The organism is Streptomyces sp. NPDC006872, from assembly GCF_040635845.1.
Classification (GTDB): Bacteria; Actinomycetota; Actinomycetes; order Streptomycetales; family Streptomycetaceae; genus Streptomyces.
Genome location: NZ_JBEYIL010000008.1, coordinates 233,664 through 250,961, shown reverse-complemented (window position 1 = coordinate 250,961; position 17,298 = coordinate 233,664). Strand labels below are relative to the sequence as shown.

The 17,298-nt window shown below is 71.4% G+C and carries 16 protein-coding genes and 1 pseudogene; 12 read left to right on the top strand and 5 right to left on the bottom strand.

Annotation, left to right across the window (positions count from 1 at the left end; all coding sequences use genetic code 11):
• Positions 1–10: 10 nt before the first annotated feature.
• Complete coding sequence (locus ABZ725_RS24785; RefSeq protein WP_358804758.1) at positions 11–739, bottom strand: NAD(P)H-binding protein; 729 nt, start codon at positions 737–739, stop codon at positions 11–13.
• A 110-nt stretch (positions 740–849) separates the two neighbouring features.
• Positions 850–1,518, bottom strand: a complete 669-nt coding sequence (locus ABZ725_RS24780; protein ID WP_358804757.1) for a nitroreductase — start codon at positions 1,516–1,518, stop codon at positions 850–852.
• A gap of 154 nt (positions 1,519–1,672) precedes the next feature.
• Between ABZ725_RS24780 and ABZ725_RS24775 the strand changes: the two genes are divergently transcribed.
• On the top strand, positions 1,673–2,323 hold the full coding sequence (locus tag ABZ725_RS24775) for an NAD(P)H-dependent oxidoreductase (protein ID WP_358804756.1): 651 nt from the start codon (positions 1,673–1,675) through the stop codon (positions 2,321–2,323).
• Between the two features lie 101 nt (positions 2,324–2,424).
• Here ABZ725_RS24775 and ABZ725_RS24770 read toward each other — a convergent pair whose 3' ends face one another.
• Positions 2,425–2,910 carry a MarR family transcriptional regulator gene (locus tag ABZ725_RS24770; protein ID WP_351911450.1) on the bottom strand — a complete coding sequence of 162 codons (486 nt, stop codon included), beginning with the start codon at positions 2,908–2,910 and terminating at the stop codon, positions 2,425–2,427.
• Positions 2,911–3,414: 504 nt separating this feature from the next.
• Between ABZ725_RS24770 and ABZ725_RS24765 the strand changes: the two genes are divergently transcribed.
• The 4 genes from ABZ725_RS24765 to ABZ725_RS24750 all read left to right on the top strand — a co-directional run bounded on the left by ABZ725_RS24765 (position 3,415) and on the right by ABZ725_RS24750 (position 8,037).
• The gene (locus ABZ725_RS24765; RefSeq protein ID WP_358804755.1) at positions 3,415–4,569 is read left to right on the top strand and encodes an NAD(P)/FAD-dependent oxidoreductase; all 1,155 of its coding nucleotides are present in this window, start codon (positions 3,415–3,417) and stop codon (positions 4,567–4,569) included.
• A gap of 215 nt (positions 4,570–4,784) precedes the next feature.
• On the top strand, positions 4,785–5,759 hold the full coding sequence (locus ABZ725_RS24760; RefSeq protein WP_358804754.1) for an EamA family transporter: 975 nt from the start codon (positions 4,785–4,787) through the stop codon (positions 5,757–5,759).
• A gap of 66 nt (positions 5,760–5,825) precedes the next feature.
• The gene (locus ABZ725_RS24755; RefSeq protein WP_358804753.1) at positions 5,826–6,659 is read left to right on the top strand and encodes an NAD(P)H-binding protein; all 834 of its coding nucleotides are present in this window, start codon (positions 5,826–5,828) and stop codon (positions 6,657–6,659) included.
• 148 nt (positions 6,660–6,807) lie between these two features.
• Complete coding sequence (locus tag ABZ725_RS24750) at positions 6,808–8,037, top strand: glycoside hydrolase family 88 protein (protein ID WP_358804752.1); 1,230 nt, start codon at positions 6,808–6,810, stop codon at positions 8,035–8,037.
• Between the two features lie 58 nt (positions 8,038–8,095).
• On the opposite strand, the pseudogene ABZ725_RS24745 reads toward ABZ725_RS24750, so the two are convergent.
• Together ABZ725_RS24745 and ABZ725_RS24740 are read right to left on the bottom strand one after the other, a co-directional pair.
• Positions 8,096–8,506 (bottom strand): annotated as a pseudogene (locus ABZ725_RS24745) (alginate lyase family protein); the annotation flags it as partial.
• 292 nt (positions 8,507–8,798) lie between these two features.
• Positions 8,799–9,464, bottom strand: coding sequence for a ScbR family autoregulator-binding transcription factor (locus ABZ725_RS24740; RefSeq protein ID WP_358804751.1), 666 nt, complete (start codon positions 9,462–9,464; stop codon positions 8,799–8,801).
• A gap of 142 nt (positions 9,465–9,606) precedes the next feature.
• On the opposite strand from ABZ725_RS24740, the gene ABZ725_RS24735 reads away from it, so the two are divergent.
• The 7 genes from ABZ725_RS24735 (at position 9,607) to ABZ725_RS24705 (ending at position 17,297) form a co-directional block, all read left to right on the top strand.
• Complete coding sequence (locus ABZ725_RS24735) at positions 9,607–10,590, top strand: ScbA/BarX family gamma-butyrolactone biosynthesis protein (RefSeq protein WP_358804750.1); 984 nt, start codon at positions 9,607–9,609, stop codon at positions 10,588–10,590.
• A complete protein-coding gene (locus ABZ725_RS24730) occupies positions 10,584–11,699 on the top strand; it encodes an acyl-CoA dehydrogenase family protein (protein ID WP_358804749.1) in 1,116 nt (371 codons plus the stop codon). Before ABZ725_RS24735 ends, ABZ725_RS24730 begins: the two co-directional genes overlap by 7 nt.
• Positions 11,696–12,379 (top strand): HAD-IB family hydrolase, encoded by a 684-nt coding sequence (locus ABZ725_RS24725; protein WP_358804748.1) that lies wholly within the window; start codon positions 11,696–11,698, stop codon positions 12,377–12,379. The genes ABZ725_RS24730 and ABZ725_RS24725 overlap by 4 nt, the downstream gene beginning before the upstream one ends.
• A gap of 158 nt (positions 12,380–12,537) precedes the next feature.
• Entirely contained in the window at positions 12,538–13,524 is a 987-nt protein-coding gene (locus ABZ725_RS24720; RefSeq protein ID WP_358804747.1) for a LuxR C-terminal-related transcriptional regulator, read from the top strand.
• Positions 13,525–13,893: 369 nt separating this feature from the next.
• Positions 13,894–14,919: an enolase C-terminal domain-like protein gene (locus ABZ725_RS24715; protein WP_358804746.1), complete on the top strand. Its 1,026-nt coding sequence runs from the start codon at positions 13,894–13,896 to the stop codon at positions 14,917–14,919.
• A gap of 405 nt (positions 14,920–15,324) precedes the next feature.
• On the top strand, positions 15,325–16,479 hold the full coding sequence (locus ABZ725_RS24710; RefSeq protein WP_358804745.1) for a pyruvate carboxyltransferase: 1,155 nt from the start codon (positions 15,325–15,327) through the stop codon (positions 16,477–16,479).
• A gap of 98 nt (positions 16,480–16,577) precedes the next feature.
• The gene (locus ABZ725_RS24705) at positions 16,578–17,297 is read left to right on the top strand and encodes a response regulator transcription factor (protein ID WP_358804744.1); all 720 of its coding nucleotides are present in this window, start codon (positions 16,578–16,580) and stop codon (positions 17,295–17,297) included.
• Position 17,298 lies beyond the last annotated feature (1 nt).

Below are 17,298 nucleotides of genomic sequence, written 5' to 3'. Positions count from 1 at the left end.
CGCCGATGGGTCAGGACAGCCAGTCGGTGTAGCGGGTGGGGGCGAGGTGGGCGTTCTTGTCGGTGAGGACGTCGCCCTTGATGACGGCGAACATGCCGGCGGCGGGGTCGGTGACGACGGTGCGCTTGTCGCCCTTGTGGGACAGGGTGATCCGGCCCAGCTCGTCCAGGGAGAAGACCTCGGGGCCGGCGATGTTGCGAATGCCGTTCAGCGGGGCGCCCGCGGCGACCTCCGCCACCGCGGCGGCCACGTCCTTGGCGGCGATCGGCTGGATCGGCGTGGCGGGCAGCCGGACGGTGTCGCCGTCGGCGGTCCAGGTCATGACGGCGTCCATGAACTCCATGAACTGCGTCGCCCGGACGATCGAGTACGGGATCGGCCCGGCCGCGAGGAGCTCCTCCTGGAGGACCTTGGCCCGGTAGTAGTCCATCTCCGGCACCTGGTCCGCGCCGACGATCGACAGCACGACGAAGTGGCCGACGCCGCCCTTCTGCGCCGCGGCCAGCAGATTGTCCATCGAGGTCTGGAAGAACGCCAAGGAGGCTTCGTCGAAGGTCGGGGAATTCGTCAGGTTGACGACGACATCGGCCCCCGCCACCGCCTCGTCCAGCCCCTGGCCGCTGAGGATGTCGACTCCGGTGGACTTCGAGTGCGGTACCGCCTGGTGCCCGGCCGCGTTGAGATTTCCGACGACCTGGGATCCGATCAGCCCGGTGCCGCCGATGACCGCAAACTTCATGACATGCCTTTCATTTGCGCTTTGTGCGTGATGCTGTATATGAACCACCATGTGGGCGCGGATCGGATCGCGCCACATGGGGCACCGGGTCCAGTCGGCGACGGACCGTGTCAGACGCAGTCGACGAACGTGACCGTCTCGTCGAGCGGCGCGCGGCCCGTGCGCGGGTGAGTCACCGTGACGTCCTCGAACCCGATGGACATGCCACAGAAGAGGATGAGCTCCTCTGGGGGCGACAGGGTCTCCGCGACGCTCTTGTGGAACTTCGCCCAGGCCATCTGCGTGCAGCTGTGCAGCCCTTCGGCGCGGAGCAGCAGCATGACGGTCTGCAAATACATACCGACGTCGGCCCACTGGGCCGGGCCCATGTCGCGGTCGATGTAGCAGAAGAGGGCGGCGGGCGCGCCGAAGCACTGCCAGTTCGCGGAAGCGGCTCTCTGGCGCGCCTCCAGGTCCCCGCGCGCAATGCCGAGTGAGCCGTAGCGCTCCTCGCCGAAGGCGGATCGGCGCTCGTGGTACGGGGACTTCAGCGCGGGAGGGTACTGCTGGTACTCCGGTTCGTCCCAGGCGTCGCCCGAGGCCAACCGCTCGCCGGCGCGCTTCTTGAGCTCGGTCAGCGGCTCGCCGGTCAGCAGGTAGGCGTGCCAGGGCTGGATGTTCGATGCGGACGGCGCCCAGGTCGCGGTGGACAGCACGCGCTGCAGTACCTCTCTCGGAACGTGTCGGTCGGTGAATCCGCGCACTGCCCGTCGGCTCGTGACCGCCTCACAGACGTCCAAGGTCGTCTGCCTCCCTGCCTGTTCGATGTGCTGGCTTCATTACACTCGCAACGGTATCATTCGATACTGTCGTGATCGCAACCATCAGTGGATGCGAACACCCAATCCCCAGCCCCTGGTTGACGCCTCGGGCGCAGTCGTCTGGAGAATGTCCATGGCCGTGCTTTTGCACATCGATTCGTCCGTGTTTCCCGGTGAGGCGTCTTCGTCCCGTTCGGTCACGGACGCCTTCCGCAAGGTGTGGGAGGAGCAGCACCCGGACGGTGCGGTGATCTACCGCGACCTCGCCGCCGACCCGGTCCCGCACATCAGCGCCGCCGCCCACACCGCGGGCTTCGCCGACCCCGCCGCGCACACTCCGGAGCAGTCGGCCGCGTTCGCCGCACGCGTGCGGCTCATCGAGGAACTGGAGCAGGCGGACGCCGTCCTGATCGGCGCCCCGATGTACAACTTCACGATCCCGTCGACCCTCAAGGCGTGGCTGGACAACGTGATCCTGCTCGGCCGCACCTCGGGCGAGAACCCGTCCGCGAAGGGCACCCCGGTCACCGTGGTCGCCAGCCGCGGCGGCTCCTACGCGCCGGGCACGCCGCGCGCGGACTACGAGTACGTACAGAACTACCTGGAGGCCGTTCTGCAGGGTTCGCTCGGCCTGGACGTCCACTTCGTCGTCCCGGAACTCACGATGGCCCCCCGCAACGCGGCCATGTCCGAACTGGTCCCGCTCTACGAGGCCTCCCGCAAGCGGGCCTTCGAGGACGCGACTGCCAAGGCCAAGGAGCTCGCGGAGCGCCTCGCCGCGTGACTTCCGGACCGTAGACGCCGTGTGGCGCCCCGTCACCTCGGGGCGTCACGCGGCGTTCTCGTGGCAACGGGCAGTGAGGAAGGCGGGTCGAGGAGGTGTGCCTACGCCTCGTCGCCTGCGGGATGGGCGAACCGGGTCAGCAACTCCGTCAGCCGCTCGGGCTCGCCGGGCCCCAGGTCGGCGACCAGACGCCCGGTCAGCGGCGCCGCCGCCACATGAGCCGCGTCGAACAGCTCGATGCCCTGAGGCGTGATCTCCACGGCCCGCACCCGCCGGTCCCCCGGAACGGCCTTGCGCACGGCCAGCCCCTTGCGCTCCAGGTCGTCGACGACCCGCATGATGCCCGCCTTGTCCGAGCCGGTCTCCGCCGCCAGGTCCCGCTGGACGGTGGGCCCGCGGTCGACCAGCACGAGCAGCACCGCGAAGTGCCGCAACTCGATGCCGAGCGGTCGCAGCGCCTCCGTCATGACCGCGGCCGCCCGCCAGTGCGCCCGGCGCAGCAGCAACCCGAGCGCGAAGGGTGATTCATCCCCGGGGCGGTCGGTCGCACGCCCGGTGCTGGATCGGTGTGGAAGATCGGCGGTCATGAGGCCACAGTACAGCCGTCCAATCACGCGATACGGTATCAATTGAAACCAAATGCGCGACGCGCAACTCTCTGGGGCAGCTCGACGACGACGAAAGCGTGACCGTGTGCTGGACGCGGCGGCGAGCCGAGCGGGCGTACGTGCACTGTGCACAGAGGTCCTCCTGCGGTCCCGACTGTGGCGGCCGCCCGCCCCGGCCGAGCCGGTCGCCGGGATCGCGGGGGGACGGGCCCCGGTGCCGGGTCGAGCTGCCTCACACCGGGACAGAGAGCCGACGGCTACGTGCTGACGTGCGTGGGCTGCCCACTGTCGAAGGTCACCCTCGACATCGCGGACCCCTGATCGTCGGCCTCGGAGACCTCGGAGCCGCGGTGTCCGTCGGCTGTCGGGTGCCGTCGGGAGCTGTCGGTCCGATGTCGGCGGCTTGTCGGCGGGGCCCGGCACGTTGTGGGGACGACCTGCCGAGTGCCCATCCGGCAGGCGTGCGACGCGCAAGGAATCACCATGACCACTGACGTCACGATCATCGGCGCCGGACTCGGGGGACTGACCCTCGCCCGTGTCCTGCACGTCCACGGAATCCCCGCCACGGTCTACGAGGCGGAGCCCTCGCCGACGGCGCGTTCGCAGGGCGGGATGCTCGACATCCACGACTACAACGGCCAACCGGCCCTCCAAGCGGCAGGCCTGATCGACGAGTTCCGCGGCCTCGTCCTGGAGGGCCGCGAGGCGACCCGCTTCCTCGACCGGGACGGGACCGTCCTGCTCGACCAGCCCGACGACGGCACGGGCGGACGCCCCGAGGTGCAGCGCGGCGAGCTGCGACAGATGCTGCTCGACTCGCTCCCGGCCGACGCCGTCCGATGGGGCCACAAGGTCAGCGGTGTCCGTGCGCTCGGCGAGGGCCGCCACGAGGTCACGTTCGCCGAGGGCGGCACCGTCGTCACGAGCCTGCTCGTCGGCGCGGACGGCGCGTGGTCGAAGGTTCGGCCACTGCTCTCCGCCGCCACACCCGAGTACACCGGCATCTCGTCCGTCGAGACCTATCTGCTCGACGGCGACACCCGGCATCCCGCGGCGGTGAAGACGGTCGGCGGCGGGTCGCTGCTCGCGCTCGCGCCGGGGAAGGGCATCGTGTGTCACCGGGAGAGCGGCAGCACCCTCCACACCTACGTGATGCTCGCCAAGCCGCAGGACTGGTTCGCCGGCGTCGACTTCACCGATGCCGCCGCGGCCGCCGCGCGGATCGCGCAGCAGTTCGACGGCTGGGCGCCTGAGCTCACCGCGCTGATCACCGACGGCGACACCGCACCTGTCCTGCGCCCCCTCAACCGCCTGCCGATCGGGCACCGGTGGGACCGGGCGCCGGGCGTGACCCTGCTCGGCGACGCCGCCCACCTGTCACCCCCGGACGGCGAAGGCGCCAACCTGGCCATGTACGACGGCGCCGAACTCGGCAAGGCCCTCGCCGCGCACCCCGACGACGTCGAGGCCGCCCTCACCGAGTACGAGAAGGCCATGTTCCCCCGCAGCGCCGAGGTCGCCACCGAAGGCGCCGAGCTCTACCGGCTCATGTACGGCGACGACTCACCCCACGGCCTGTTCACCGCGTTCGCAGGACACGAGCAGGCTTCCGGCGAGGGGAACTCTCCCGCCTGACGCGCTCGCCTGTGTCGCCCGGCAGGTAGCATCGCGGCATGAACAGCTACTGGCACGTCGTTCTGCCGCCGCTCTGCGCCTGACCGGGCGCCGACACCGACGGTCTGATCCCCGGCCCCGACCGACCCCCAGGGCGGTCAGGGGCCGTCGTTGTGCGCGCCCGTTTCGGATCGAGTCCCTGACGCAGACGCATTCGACGACGGAAGATCACGACTGTGCCGAACCGCACCACCCCTCCGACTCCCACGCGCCCGGCCACCCCCGGCACGCGCCCTTCTCGCACCTCCCGACTCCTCGGCGGTCCCACGCCCATCCTCGCCTCGGCCGTGCTGTGGGGGACCACCGGGACCGCCGGTTCGCTGGCGCCGGCCGGGGCCCCGGCGGCGGCCATCGGCTGCGCCGGTCTCGCCCTCGGCGGCATCCTGCTGTTCCTCACCTCCCGCGGCGCGCGCTCGCTGCCCGCCGCCTGCACACGCCCCGAGCGGTGGCTGCTCGTCCTCGGTGCGCTTGCGGTGGCCGGCTATCCGGTCACGTTCTACCCGGCGGTGGCCCGCACGGGTGTGGCGGTGGCCACCGTGATCGCGCTGGGCAGCGCGCCGGTCTTCGCCGGACTGCTGTCCTGGATCACCGGACAGGCCCGGCCGACCGCACGGTGGACCGCGGCCACGGCGGCCGCCGTGCTGGGCTGCACCCTTCTCGTCCTGGGCCCCCAGCTCAGCGGGCACGCCGCGCCGATCGACCCGACAGGCGTCGCGCTCGCCGCCTGCGCCGGACTGTCGTACGCCGCCTACTCGCTGATCGGCGGCCGGCTCATCACCGGCGGGCATCCTTCCGGCGCGGTGATGGGCGTGCTGTTCGGTGCGGCCGGGCTGCTCGTCCTGCCGCTCGTCCTGTTCGTCGACACGGACTGGCTCACCACCACGCGAGGGGCCGCGGTGGCCGGGTATCTCGCCCTGTTCACCGTCTACCTGGCCTACCGCCTCTTCGGGCACGGACTGCGCCGCACCCCGGCGTCGACGGCCACCTCGCTGACCCTGGCCGAGCCCGCCGTCGCGGCGGTCCTGGGCGTCACGGTCCTCGATGAGCGCTTGCCGGCGGCCTCCTGGTGCGGGCTGGCCGTCCTCGCCGTGGGCCTGGTCCTGCTGACCGTCCCCCTCGGCGCAGGCAGCCGCAGGCAGGGATCGTCTTGACCTGAAGTGCGATTGAGCTTCTAGCGTTTCCGTCGGTTGATCATCTGACGACGGGAGAACGCGCTCGTGATCCTCGTGACCGGAGCCACCGGGAACATCGGAAGTGCACTGCTGAAGGAACTGCACGCATTTGGTGCCCCGCCGCTGAGAGGGTTCACCCGGGACGCGGCGCGGGCCGCGTTCCCCGAAGGGGTCGAAGCGGCCGAAGGCGACTTCGCGGAGCCGGAGTCGCTGACGCCCGCGTTGGACGGGGTGCGCTCGCTGTTCCTCGTGTCGCGTCTGGGCCCGGATGCCGACATCATCGAGGCTGCTCGGCGGGCGGGCGTGGAGCACGTGGTGCTGGTGTCGTCCATCACCGCCCATACCCATGCGCATCTCGGCCCCGCGGCCGAGAACCTGGCGGTCGAGCGGCTGCTCAAGGACAGCGGCATGGCCTGGACGATCCTGCGGCCGACACAGTTCGCCTCGAACGCCCTGATGTGGGCGGCGTCGATCCGCGACCACGGGACGGTCCGCGCACCGTACGCGGACGTCGGACTGCCCACGATCCACCCCGCGGACATCGCGTCGGTGGCCCGGGTGACGCTGACCGAGTCCCGTCATCGGGGGCGGACGTACGCCCTGACCGGCCCGGAGCCGGTGACACCCCGACAGCAGGTCGAGGCCATCGCGGCAGCGCTCGGGCGGGAGGTTCCTTTCGCCGAGATCGGCCGACAGGAGGCCCACGCCCGGATGGCCGCGGTCTTCGGCCCCGAGGCCGCGGACGCGGTGCTCGACGTCATGGGCGGAGACGTCAACGACGAACTGCTGACGGTGCGCGACACGGTCACGCGGATCACCGGCGCCCCGGCCAGGCCGTTCCGCCAGTGGGCCGCGGAGAATGTCGGCGCCTTTCACTGACATGCGGCGCGGCTCGGCTGTCGGTCGGGGTGTGAGCGCGAAGCGCGTTCATGGTGATGAACATGACTCACATGGGTGTACATCGCCGACTTCCCTGTGTAACGCTCGGTCAACTCCTTTCTCCTGCTGCTCAGTTGGAGGCGTAGGCATGAGTGTTTCCCGACGTGCTGTGCTGGCCACCGCGGCCGGCGCCGCAACAGTCGTAGGCGGCTCTTCGACGCCGGCGGTGGGCGCGACCGACGACCGGATTCCCGCCCCCGCCCTGCGGACGCTCCGCGCGGCGGCGGACTACGCCGTCGAAAAGGTCGCCGCCGTCGCGCCCGGCGTGAGCGCCTTCCCGGTCGGCACGAAGTTCGAGAAGTGGGTCTACTCGCAGAACGGCGACTGGGTCGGCGGGTTCTGGCCGGGGACGCTGTGGATGGCGTGGCTGCACACCGAGGACGAGGCGTTTCGCACCTGGGCACTGGCGTCGGCGGAGAAGCTGGCCCCGCGTCAGTACGACACCGGCACACACGACCTCGGCTTCCTCTTCTACCCGTCGTGGGTCACCGCCTGGCGACTGACCGGCGACGACGTCTGGCGGGCGGGCGCGGTACGGGCCGCCGACTCCCTGATCCAGCGGTACAACCCGCGCGGACGCTTCATCCGGGCGTGGGGCGCACTGACCGATCAGCGCAACGCGGGCCGGGTCATCATCGACACGATGATGAATCTCGATCTGCTCGCGTTCGCGAGCCGGCAGACCGGCGACGCGAAGTACCTGGACATCGCCGTGGAACACACGAAGACCGCACAGCGTGTGTTCCCGCGCCCGGATGGATCGACCCCGCACGTCTTCGACTTCGACCCGGACACCGGCGCGCCCCTCGGCCCGAACACCGTGCAGGGGTACAGCCCGACGTCGTGCTGGTCGCGTGGGCAGGCGTGGGGGGTCTACGGGTTCACGACGATGTACCGGCGGACCGGGAACGGGGAGTTCCTGGCCACCGCACGCGGCCTCGCGGACTTCGCGGTGCGATCCCTGACTCCGGACCATGTTCCGGTGTGGGACTACCGGGCTCCGCAACAGCCCCACGACATCAAGGACGCGTCGGCCGGCGCGATCATGGCGTGCGGTCTGCTCGACCTGGCCGAGGCCACCGGCAGGCGCTCGTATCGCGAGGTGGGGCTACGACTGCTCACCGCGCTGGCGGAGACCTGCCTGACGACGAACTCCGCCCGCGCCGACGCGGTCGTGGCCCGCTGCACTCGCAACCGGCCGAACGAGGACGGGATCGAGATCTCCCTTCCCTATGCCGACTACTACCTGCTCGAGGGCATCCTGCGCGTGCTCCGACCGCAGGACGTCGACCGGGCGATCGACCTGTCCACGGTCTGACACCCACCGTCGTCCGACGGCCACCGCGGGGATGCCCTCTGAACCGGGCAGACGCCGATCAGCCCGCGATGGAGTCCAACTGCTCCGCCGCCGGACGCAGCGCCGACAGGTCACCGCCCGGCGGCGCCTCCAGCAGCGGAACCGCCCTTCGCGCCCGCGCGTCCCCGGCATCGGCGGCGGCGTGGACGGCATCGGTCGCCGCGTACCTGCGGAACTCGAGCTCCTGATGCGGCCGGACGACGGCTGCCGTGGCGGCGGGCAACAGGTAGTCGACCGCCTTGAACAGGCTCTGCCCGTCCGGGCCCCGGTACGCCCACGGATTCACACCGATGTGCCGGCCGAGGGCGGCGAGCCGTGTGTAGGCCACCAGGTCGAAGGTCGAGTAGTGCGAACTCCTGGCCCGTGTCAGCTCCTGCGGCTGGCTGCCGTCGGCTGCGATCTGCGGCGCTATACGCAGCGTCCGGGCGTCGTCCTGCGCCGACCTCTCCGGCATCCACGGCACCGCCCGCCAGAGGCAGCGTTGCTTCTGACCGATGCCGAAGCCGCCGAGTGGCTCACCGCCACGGTGGGCGGAGAGATCTGACCCCGAGTCGGCACACACCTACGGGCCCCGGGGGAGCAGCCGTGGCATCCCCGGGGCCCGGCTCGGGGGGCGCGCCGTTCATGGACGGTGAGCCGGGCCAGTGTCGTCGTAGGGGCGCTCGCCGGAGTGATTCGGCCCCTGTTGTGACCTCTCCCGGGAGGGGAGGGGCCGGGCGGTCCTACGGCCGCAAGGCTGAGAAAATCAGGTCCCGGGCGTCGGACCAGCGCTGCACGAGGTCAGCGCGACGGCTCAGCCGCGCGGAGATGTGCTGGGTGCCGAAGAACGCGGAGACCAGCGTGTGGGCCGCAGCGGAGGGTGAGACCCCCTCGCGCAGCTCCCCGGCCTCCGCCGCCTCCACCAGCAGCTCCGTCAGCAGGCTGATCCAGCCGACGTACGGCTGCGGCAACAGGCCCTCCGGCAGGGGCTGCTCCATCTGCAGCCGTGCCCCGCCCTGTACGACCACGTCGTCCTGGAAGGCCTCCGCGGTCTGGTCGAGCAGTTCCCCCACGGTGTCCAACGGGCCGAGCCCCTTGGCCTGGGCGGCTTCGAGGAGCGCGGGCCAGCGGTTGTAGTGCGCCTCGACGACCGCGATCGTGAGCGCTTCCTTGGTGGGGTAGTGGAAGTAGACCGCCCCCTTGGTCATCCCCACGTGGTCGGCGACGTCCTTGACGGACGTCTTGCCGTACCCGCGCTCGTCGAAGAGCTGCGCGGCAGCGTCCAGGATCTGCTGGCGGGTGTGCGCGGCCCGTTCCTGCTGCAACTCCGGGCTGCGGCCGTGAAGGGCGATGCTCCCCGCGCTGCGCTCGGGTACCGGGAACGTGGCCCGACTCTTCTTCAGTTCCATGATGTCTCCGCTCGCCGTTCGTCTCCAGCCCCCCGTTGCAATATACCTTCCCGGAGGTATATTTTTCACCGAACAGCCGGTGACCGACCACCACGCAAGGTCACTGCTTTTGCGGTATAGCCGCTTCCGGAGGGGGAAAATCATGTATGACACCGACATAGCGCCCGGCGACACGACCGCCAGGCACTGTGCCGATGCGCATGTTCCGCGCACTCTGGTACACAAGGCCGCGGACGGGGAAGTCCTGTTATCGGCCGTTCATCCGCTGGGCGGGGATCGTTTCGAGGTCCTCGCGCGCTGGCCGCACGACCATCTCCTGCACCACCGCGCCGCCGACGGGACCCGGGACTCCCTGGTCGTCGTCGAGACGATGCGTCAGGCGGGGATCTGCCTCTCGCACCGCTTCCACGGTGTCCCGGCGGACCACATGTTCGTCCTGCACGGCTTCGACTTCCACCTCGACGCGCCGCTGCGCGACAGCGGCGACGGGGCCGACGTCTCCTTCCACGTCACCTTGCGCCGCGTGCCCGGCAGCCCGCGACGCTTCCGTCTGACGTCCGAGGCGGACCTCCTGATCGACGGCCGCACGGTGGGCCGGGCGAGCATGCGCTGGGACGCGCTCCCGCCCGCGCACTACGCCCTCGTGCGCAGCCGCAGCGCCGCCGCGGCGGCCCCCTTCGACGTCACCGACCTCACCGTCGAGGCGCGGACCCTTTCGCCGGCCGCCGTCGGCCGGGACCGCGACGACGCCGTGCTGCTCGCGAGCCTGGGTGACGCGTCGGCCGGATGGCAGCTCAGACCGGACACCGGGCACCCCGCCCTCTTCGACCACGCCAGTGACCACATCCCGGGGATGGTGATCGTCGAGGGGTTCCGGCAGGCCGTCCGCGTCCGCGCCGCCCAGGACACCCCGGGCGCCTGGGCCATCAACTCCCTGCAGGCGTCGTTCCTCTCGTTCGGCGAACTCGGGCAGCCCGTCGTCATCACCGCTGAGCCCGAGGGTGCCGGGGCCTACCTGCTCGCGGCCCGCCAGGGCACGCGCACCCTGGTCACCGCGCTGGCCGCCCGCGCCACCGCCTCCCCGCTCGGCGGCCTCCTCGCCGGGGTCGGTGCTGCCGCGTGCTGAGTGACCTGGGCAAGACGCTGGACACCGCCCGCGAGGACCGCATCGTCCTGGACGAGACGTGCCGGCTCACCGACCGGCTGGCCGACTCCCTGGTCGAGAACGGATTCGCCCGGCACTTCGTGCCCGAGCGCTGGAACGGCGGCGCCGGCACCTTCACCGCACTCCTGGACGCGGTCTCCGAGCTGGCCGAGACCTGCGCGTCCACCGCCTGGTGCGCCGCGCTGTACGCGGCACACGGCAGGCTCGCCGGCTATCTCCCCGAGGCCGGACAGCGCGAGATCTGGGGCGAGGGTCCCGATGTGCGGGTGGCCGCGTCCGTCGTGCCGCCGCAGGGCAGCGCCGTCCGCGTGGACGGCGGCTGGCGGCTGACCGGCAGGTGGGCCACGGCCAGCGGTGTCGACCAGGCAGAGTGGATGCTGCTCGCCTCCTGGGTCGCGCAGCACGGCGACCCTGCGGGCGAGACGCGGGAGCACCGGATCTTCGCCGTGCGGCGCTCGGAGATGGAGGTGCTGCACACCTGGCGCCCCGTGGGACTGCGCGGCACCGGCAGCAACACCGTGGAGGGCGACGTCCTGGTCCCCGACCACCTCACCTTCACGCTGAGCGACCTCGGGCGTGTCCAGCCGCACGCCGCCCGCTGCCACACCGTGCCGTTCTCCCTGGTGGCCGCCCTCATCTTCGCGGCGCCGGTGCTCGGAGTCGCCGAGGGAGCGCTGCGCACCTGGTGGGAGACGCAGACCCGGCGAGCGCGCCCCGGCGGCGGCACCGCCGTCCAGCCGCTGGTGCTGGCCAGGGCGTCGGCTCATATCCAGGCCGCGCGACTGCTCCTCGAGCGGGTCGCGCAGCGCGCCGACCATGCGCCCGTGACGCCCGTTCTCGTCGCCGAGAACCAGCGGGACGTCACCGTGGCCGTGGAGCTGTGCGGCACGGCCGTCGACGAGCTCTTCCATACGGCGGGGCTGCGCGCACTGGAGGAGGACGACGCACTCCAGCGCCGCTGGCGCGACATCACCGCGGCACGCACCCACGGCACCCTCAACTTCAGTTCGGCGGCGACCAGTTACGCCAACGCTCTGCTGGCGGCGCGAGCGGGGGAGGAGGCCCGATGACCCGGCGCATCGCCTTCTTCGACGTGGACGAGACCCTGCTCGCGGGCAGGACCCTGCTCGAGTTCTGGCATGCGCATGCCGCGCGGCTCGTGGGGGAGGGGCGGACGCCGGGCGTCCTGCGCACCGCCGGCGCCGACCGGGAGACGCTGAACCGCGCCTACTTCGCGCATTTCGCCGGAGCGCGCCGCTCGTCGTTCGACGAGGCGGCCCGCCAGTGGTACGCCCGGTTCAGGAGCGGTCCGCACGCCTATCTGACCGAGACCCTGGACGCCCTGCGCCGCCATCAGAGCGAGGGTGACGAGGTCGCCCTGGTGACCGGCTCGGGGGTGGCTCTGGCCCGGCCGGTCGCCGAGGACCTCGGCGTGCTCCATGTGCTGGCCACCGAGCAACTCGCCGACGCCGCCGGGGTGCTGACCGGTGAGGTCCGCCGACCGATGATCGGAGCGGCCAAGCAGGACGCCGCGGCTGCCCTCATCCGCCGGCTCGGCGTCCGTGCGCGGGACTGCTGGGCCTACGGCGACCATGAAAGCGATCTGCCGATGCTGTCCCTGGTGGGCCATCCCGTGGTGGTCGGCGACGACCCGGTCCTCGCTGCCCGGGGCATGGCGCAGGGCTGGTACTTCGTCGGCACCCGGACGGGTCCGCGCTTCGAGCGGAGTGCGCTGCTGCAAGTGAGCTGAGTCGTTCCCTCCCCGGTCGGCCGAGGGCCGTCCGGGGCGGGACACGTGAGAAAAACATACCTTCGGGAGGGTTTTTTGTTGGCCAGGAGCAGAGACGACGACCCGCCATCGGCATCCCCGGACCCAGTACATCCGTTGTAGGAAGGCAGCAGACGGACATGAGCGCACCGAGCATCGGGCCGCAGGCCCTGAGACTCTTCCAGTACGCCTCGGCCCGCAGCGACTGGACCGTCCGCAGCGCCTGCGAGCAACTCGACACCACCGTCGACGAGATCGAGCACGCCCGCGGCCAACTGATCGGCCTGGGCCTGCTCGTCGAATCGTCCGACGGCGAACCGACCGCCAAGGCCACCGCTCCCGAGGCCGCGCTGCTGCGGCTGCTCACCGCCGAGGAGGAGGCCACCGCCCGCCTGGCCGACCAGATCCGCCGCACCCGCGAGCAGATCCACGCGATGCGCGACGTGTTCCTGCCGCTGCACATCGCCCGCAGCGGCACGCTCAGCGACGAAGTGATCACCGGCGCCGACCGGATCGCACGAGTGCTCGGCGACACCGCCGACATCGCGACCTCGGAGATCCTGAGCATGCACCCCGGTCCCGTCCGGCCCTCGGAGGTGCTCGCCGAGGGGCTGCGGCGCGACATGCAGGTCCTGGAACGCGGTGTGACCATGCGCAGCATCCATCTGCGGCCGATGACCCGCATCGTCCACTCGATGAACCATCTGCAGGACCTGAGCTCCGCGGGCGCCCAGGTCCGGATCGCCAACATCGTGCCGTTCCGTTTCATCCTGGTCGACCGGGTGCAGGCCCTGGTACCCGCGCTCCACACCAACGCCGGCAACGCCATGATGGTGCTGCGCGGCGAGGCCGTCACCGCCCTGCTGGTCAAGGTCTTCGAGATGTGCTGGGCCTCCTCGGTGCCTCTGGAGGACACCGGCGCCGGCGAGGAATCCGGGCTCACCTCCCAGCAGCTGTGCGTGCTGCGGCTGATGTCCACCGGACGCAAGGATGAATCCATCGCCCGTGAACTCGGCGTCTCCGTACGGACGTTGCGTCGCGTGATGGCCGACCTGATGGCCCAGCTCGGCGTGGAGAGCCGCTTCCAGGCAGGGGTCACGGCCGCGCGGACGGGACTTCTCGACTAGGACCTGTCCGGTCGATCACGGCGGAGACGCGGGGTGTGGCACGCTCCCCCAGAGGGGGCGCCCCCCCACCCCCGGAGGGGCACCCCCAGCGGCGTTGTCGTCGGTTGCCGACTCCCCCCACTCTCGGCTGCGCTCGAGCGGGGGGACCCCCATCACCCCGCTCACCGGCACCGATCAGGCGACCTCCACTCGGCCCGCGCCGCTCACTCCTGTGCTGCACCGCGCCGCGCCGCGCGGCTCCGCACCCTGCCCGGGCCGCCCTGTCCGCTACCGGCCACGCCGCAGGGTGCCGCGCCTGCTGTCTGGCGGCCCACCGCTGCCGCTCACACGATGGGGTTCCGGCTGAACGCCCGCGAGTCAGGAGCCCTCGTGTTCGACCCCGCACTCCTCCGATCCCTTACGGGCACCCCGATGCAGGTCCGGTGTGCCGTCCTGCCCGCCAGGCTGTCTCCCGCGGGTGCCGAACCGGGCGCGGGCGGGTGGGCCGTACTGCGGGTGACCGTGCGCAACGCGGGCAGCACCGGACAAGGCGAGGCGGCCCTCCAGCCCGCGCTGGACGCACACGGACCGGACGTCCTGCGCGACCAGTTCGCCTCCGTCAGGGACGGCCTGGAGCGGATGATCAGCCCCGTCCAACTGCCCGGGCTGCTGTCGCCGGGCCCCCTGTGCAGCGCCCTCGACTCCGCCCTGTGGGATCTGCTCGCCAAGCGCAGCGGACAGCGCGCGTGGGAGCTGCTGGGCATGCCGCCGCCACGACCGGTGCCCGCCGTCCGCACGGTTTCCCCGGTGGCGACCGAGCTGCTGGAGCAGGAGCTGAAGGACGGTGAGGACTTCGTCTCCCTCAAGCTCAAGCTCGGCGCGGGCGACCTCGCCGACGACCTCGCCCGGCTGACCGCCGTACGCCGGCTGCGGCCCGACGCCTGGCTGATGGTCGACGCCGACGGGGCCTGGGACGCCGGCCGGCTCCACGTGATGCTGCCGATCCTCCACGCCCACGGCGTACGCATGCTCGAACAGCCGCTGCCGCAGGCCCAGTCCGCGGCTCTCGCCGCACTGCCCCGCCCCTTCCCGATCATCGCCGACCTGACCTACGAGCAGAGCACCGACCTGGGGCGCCTCGGGGACCGCTACGACGGCATCAACCTCTCACTCGACGCCGTGGGCGGCCTGACGGCGGCCCTGGGCATCATGGAACAGGCCGGTCAGCGGGGCCTTGCGGTGCTGCTCGACTCGCCCCCGGCGACCGCTCTGTCCTGCGCGCCCGCGCTGCACGCGGCGCCGGGCGCCGACCACGTCACCCTGCCGCGGTGGCTGGATGCCTCCGGAGCGGGCGCTCCGACACTGCAAGGGGAGGGCGGGATGCTGGTCCCGCCCTCCCCTGCGCTGTGGGGATAGGCCCTCACCCGCGGGCCGCTCCTCAACCCCAGATCAGATCGTCGTCGCTGAGGCAACGGATGGCAAAGGCAGTCGGTTCGGCCATGGAATTACGCATCGGGGATGCCCCTTCGTTCGAGAAGTCCGGACGCGTTGCAGCGCCTTCGACAAAACTTTCGCATTCCACCTCCACCCCCCGGCAAGCGGTGGAGCTGACCCAGAAGTGACGTGGCCCGAACCGGCCACGGGCCACCGTTCCGGTGATTCCCGGCGGCCTGCACGACTCAAACGGGTCATGGCCTCCAGAGGCCAGCGCAACCGGCCTCCAACGGCGCCGACTCCGCCTAGCCTCACCGGTGTTGCGCTGCGTGAGCAGCATCGGGCGAGGAAGAGGACACGATGTCAGTGAAAAGGGAATCACGCCGGGTGTCTATTTTCGACACCACCCTCCGTGACGGTGAGCAGGCACCCGGAAACGCGATGACCCCACGTCAGAAACTCGAAATAGCGCTGCGCATAGAAGCGCTCGGTGTGGATTACATCGAATCCGGGTTCCCCGCCTCCTCGCCCAGCGAGTTCCAGGCCACCCGGCTCATTTCCCGGAACCTGACCTCCGCGCGTTTCACCACGTTCTGCCGGGCCGTACGGTCCGACGTGGACACGGCCGTCGATGCGGGCGGCACCGAGCGCCACCAGGTGCAGGTCATGGCCACCGGCAGCGACCTGCACCTCGCCCACAAACGGGGCATCAGCCGCGACAGGGCCGTCCACGAGGTCGCCGACACCGTCGCCCACGCCTACGCCCTCGGCGTCGAGGAGGTGTCCGTCGGCATCGAGGACGCCAGCCGCGGCGAACTGGACCTGCTGCGCGCCATCGCCCTGGGCGCCGTCGAGGCGGGTGCCGTGTGCTTCGCCGTCGCCGACACCTCCGGATGCCACCTCCCCCAGGAGTACGGGGCGCTGATCACCGAGTTCCGCTCCTGGCTCCCCGACGGGGTTCGGGTCGCCACCCACTGCCACGACGACTTCGGGCTCTCCCTCGCCAACGCCGTCGCGGGCCTGGCTGCCGGCGCCGACGAGGTGCAGGTCACGCTCGGCGGCGTCGGTGAACGCGCGGGCAACACCCCGCTCGAGGAAGTGGCCGCGCTGCTGACCTACAAGGGCGATCTGCTCGGCCTGCACACCGACATCGACGTGGCCGGGATGTACGAGGCCTACACCGCGCTGCGCGCGGCGATCGGACTGGAGGAACCCCGCAACAAGGCGATCTTCGGCACCTACGCCTTCGGCACGGCGGCCGGCATCCACCAGCAGGGCATGCTGCGCAACCCGGCGACGTACGAATACGTGGAGCCCGCCCGCTTCGGCCGTGAGCGTTCCCTGCTGATCGGACGGCACTCGGGTCGGGCCGTGCTGCGGCACATCCTCGACGAGCTGGGGATCGCCGTGAGCGAGGAGGACCTGGCGGGGCTCTACCGGACGCACATCGCCGAGCGCACCGGCGGCGACTGCGAGGACATCTCCGTCGTCAAGGCCCGCCTGGCCCGCGAACTGACGGCACGGCAGCCCGCCGCCGCCTGAGCGAGGCCCGGACCGGGGCCGGCCGAACGCCGGCCCCGGTCCGCTTGTCCGTGGCGCAGGCGGCGCAGTGAGAAAGGGGACAGCGCGTGGAGATGACCGTGCGAAGCACCGAGAACGGCCGCGTCCTGCTGTACGAGCCGGAGGCCTCCGACGTCAGCGTCCTGCTCGCCGACGCCGATCCGGTGTCCCGGCACGTCCTGGCGGGGGCATTGGACGGGGCCGACCGGATCAGGGTGCTGGGCGCCGCCGACAGCGGCCGGCCGCTGCACCGCTGGCCCCTGGACGGCGTGGACGTCGTCGTGCTCGCCGACGCCTTCCGGCCCCGGCCGGCCTCCCTCGTGCCCGGCCTGGTGCACAAGGGGGTGCGCGTCCTGCTCCTCGACACGCGGTGGACGGCGCGCACCGTCGGGGACGCGCTGGCCGCGGGCTGCGCGGGGGTACTGGTCAAGGACCCCGCGATCGGCCGACTCGCGGCCGCGGTGCGGGCGGTGGCCGCCGGATACGTCGTGGTGTCGCCGGAGTTGGTGGGCCTGTGCCCGCCGGCGGGTCGCGCGAGCACGACCGCTCCCGCGCGCCCGCGCGGCGACCGGTCGGTCGGCCTGCGTCTGCGCTCTCTGACCGAACGCGAGCGTGAGGTGCTCACGGTGCTCGCGGAGGGCATGTCCACTCGCGAGGCGGCCCGGCGGCTGAAGGTCACCCCGGCGACCGTGAAGAGCCATGTGTCTCATGCGCTGACGAAACTGTCCGTGCGCAACCGCCTGGAGGCGGTCCTGCTGATGCGCCAAGCGCTCGACGAGGACCGCCCACCCTGGTCGTGAC

Bases quoted from the DNA above. Each gene is read 5' to 3' on its own strand.
- ABZ725_RS24785 (WP_358804758.1), bottom strand. From the start codon at position 739: ATGAAGTTTGCGGTCATCGGCGGCACCGGGCTGATCGGATCCCAGGTC.
- ABZ725_RS24775 (WP_358804756.1), top strand. From the start codon at position 1,673: ATGGCCGTGCTTTTGCACATCGATTCGTCCGTGTTTCCCGGTGAGGCG.
- ABZ725_RS24770 (WP_351911450.1), bottom strand. From the start codon at position 2,910: ATGACCGCCGATCTTCCACACCGATCCAGCACCGGGCGTGCGACCGAC.
- ABZ725_RS24765 (WP_358804755.1), top strand. From the start codon at position 3,415: ATGACCACTGACGTCACGATCATCGGCGCCGGACTCGGGGGACTGACC.
- ABZ725_RS24750 (WP_358804752.1), top strand. From the start codon at position 6,808: ATGAGTGTTTCCCGACGTGCTGTGCTGGCCACCGCGGCCGGCGCCGCA.
- ABZ725_RS24740 (WP_358804751.1), bottom strand. From the start codon at position 9,464: ATGGAACTGAAGAAGAGTCGGGCCACGTTCCCGGTACCCGAGCGCAGC.
- ABZ725_RS24735 (WP_358804750.1), top strand. From the start codon at position 9,607: ATGTATGACACCGACATAGCGCCCGGCGACACGACCGCCAGGCACTGT.
- ABZ725_RS24725 (WP_358804748.1), top strand. From the start codon at position 11,696: ATGACCCGGCGCATCGCCTTCTTCGACGTGGACGAGACCCTGCTCGCG.
- ABZ725_RS24720 (WP_358804747.1), top strand. From the start codon at position 12,538: ATGAGCGCACCGAGCATCGGGCCGCAGGCCCTGAGACTCTTCCAGTAC.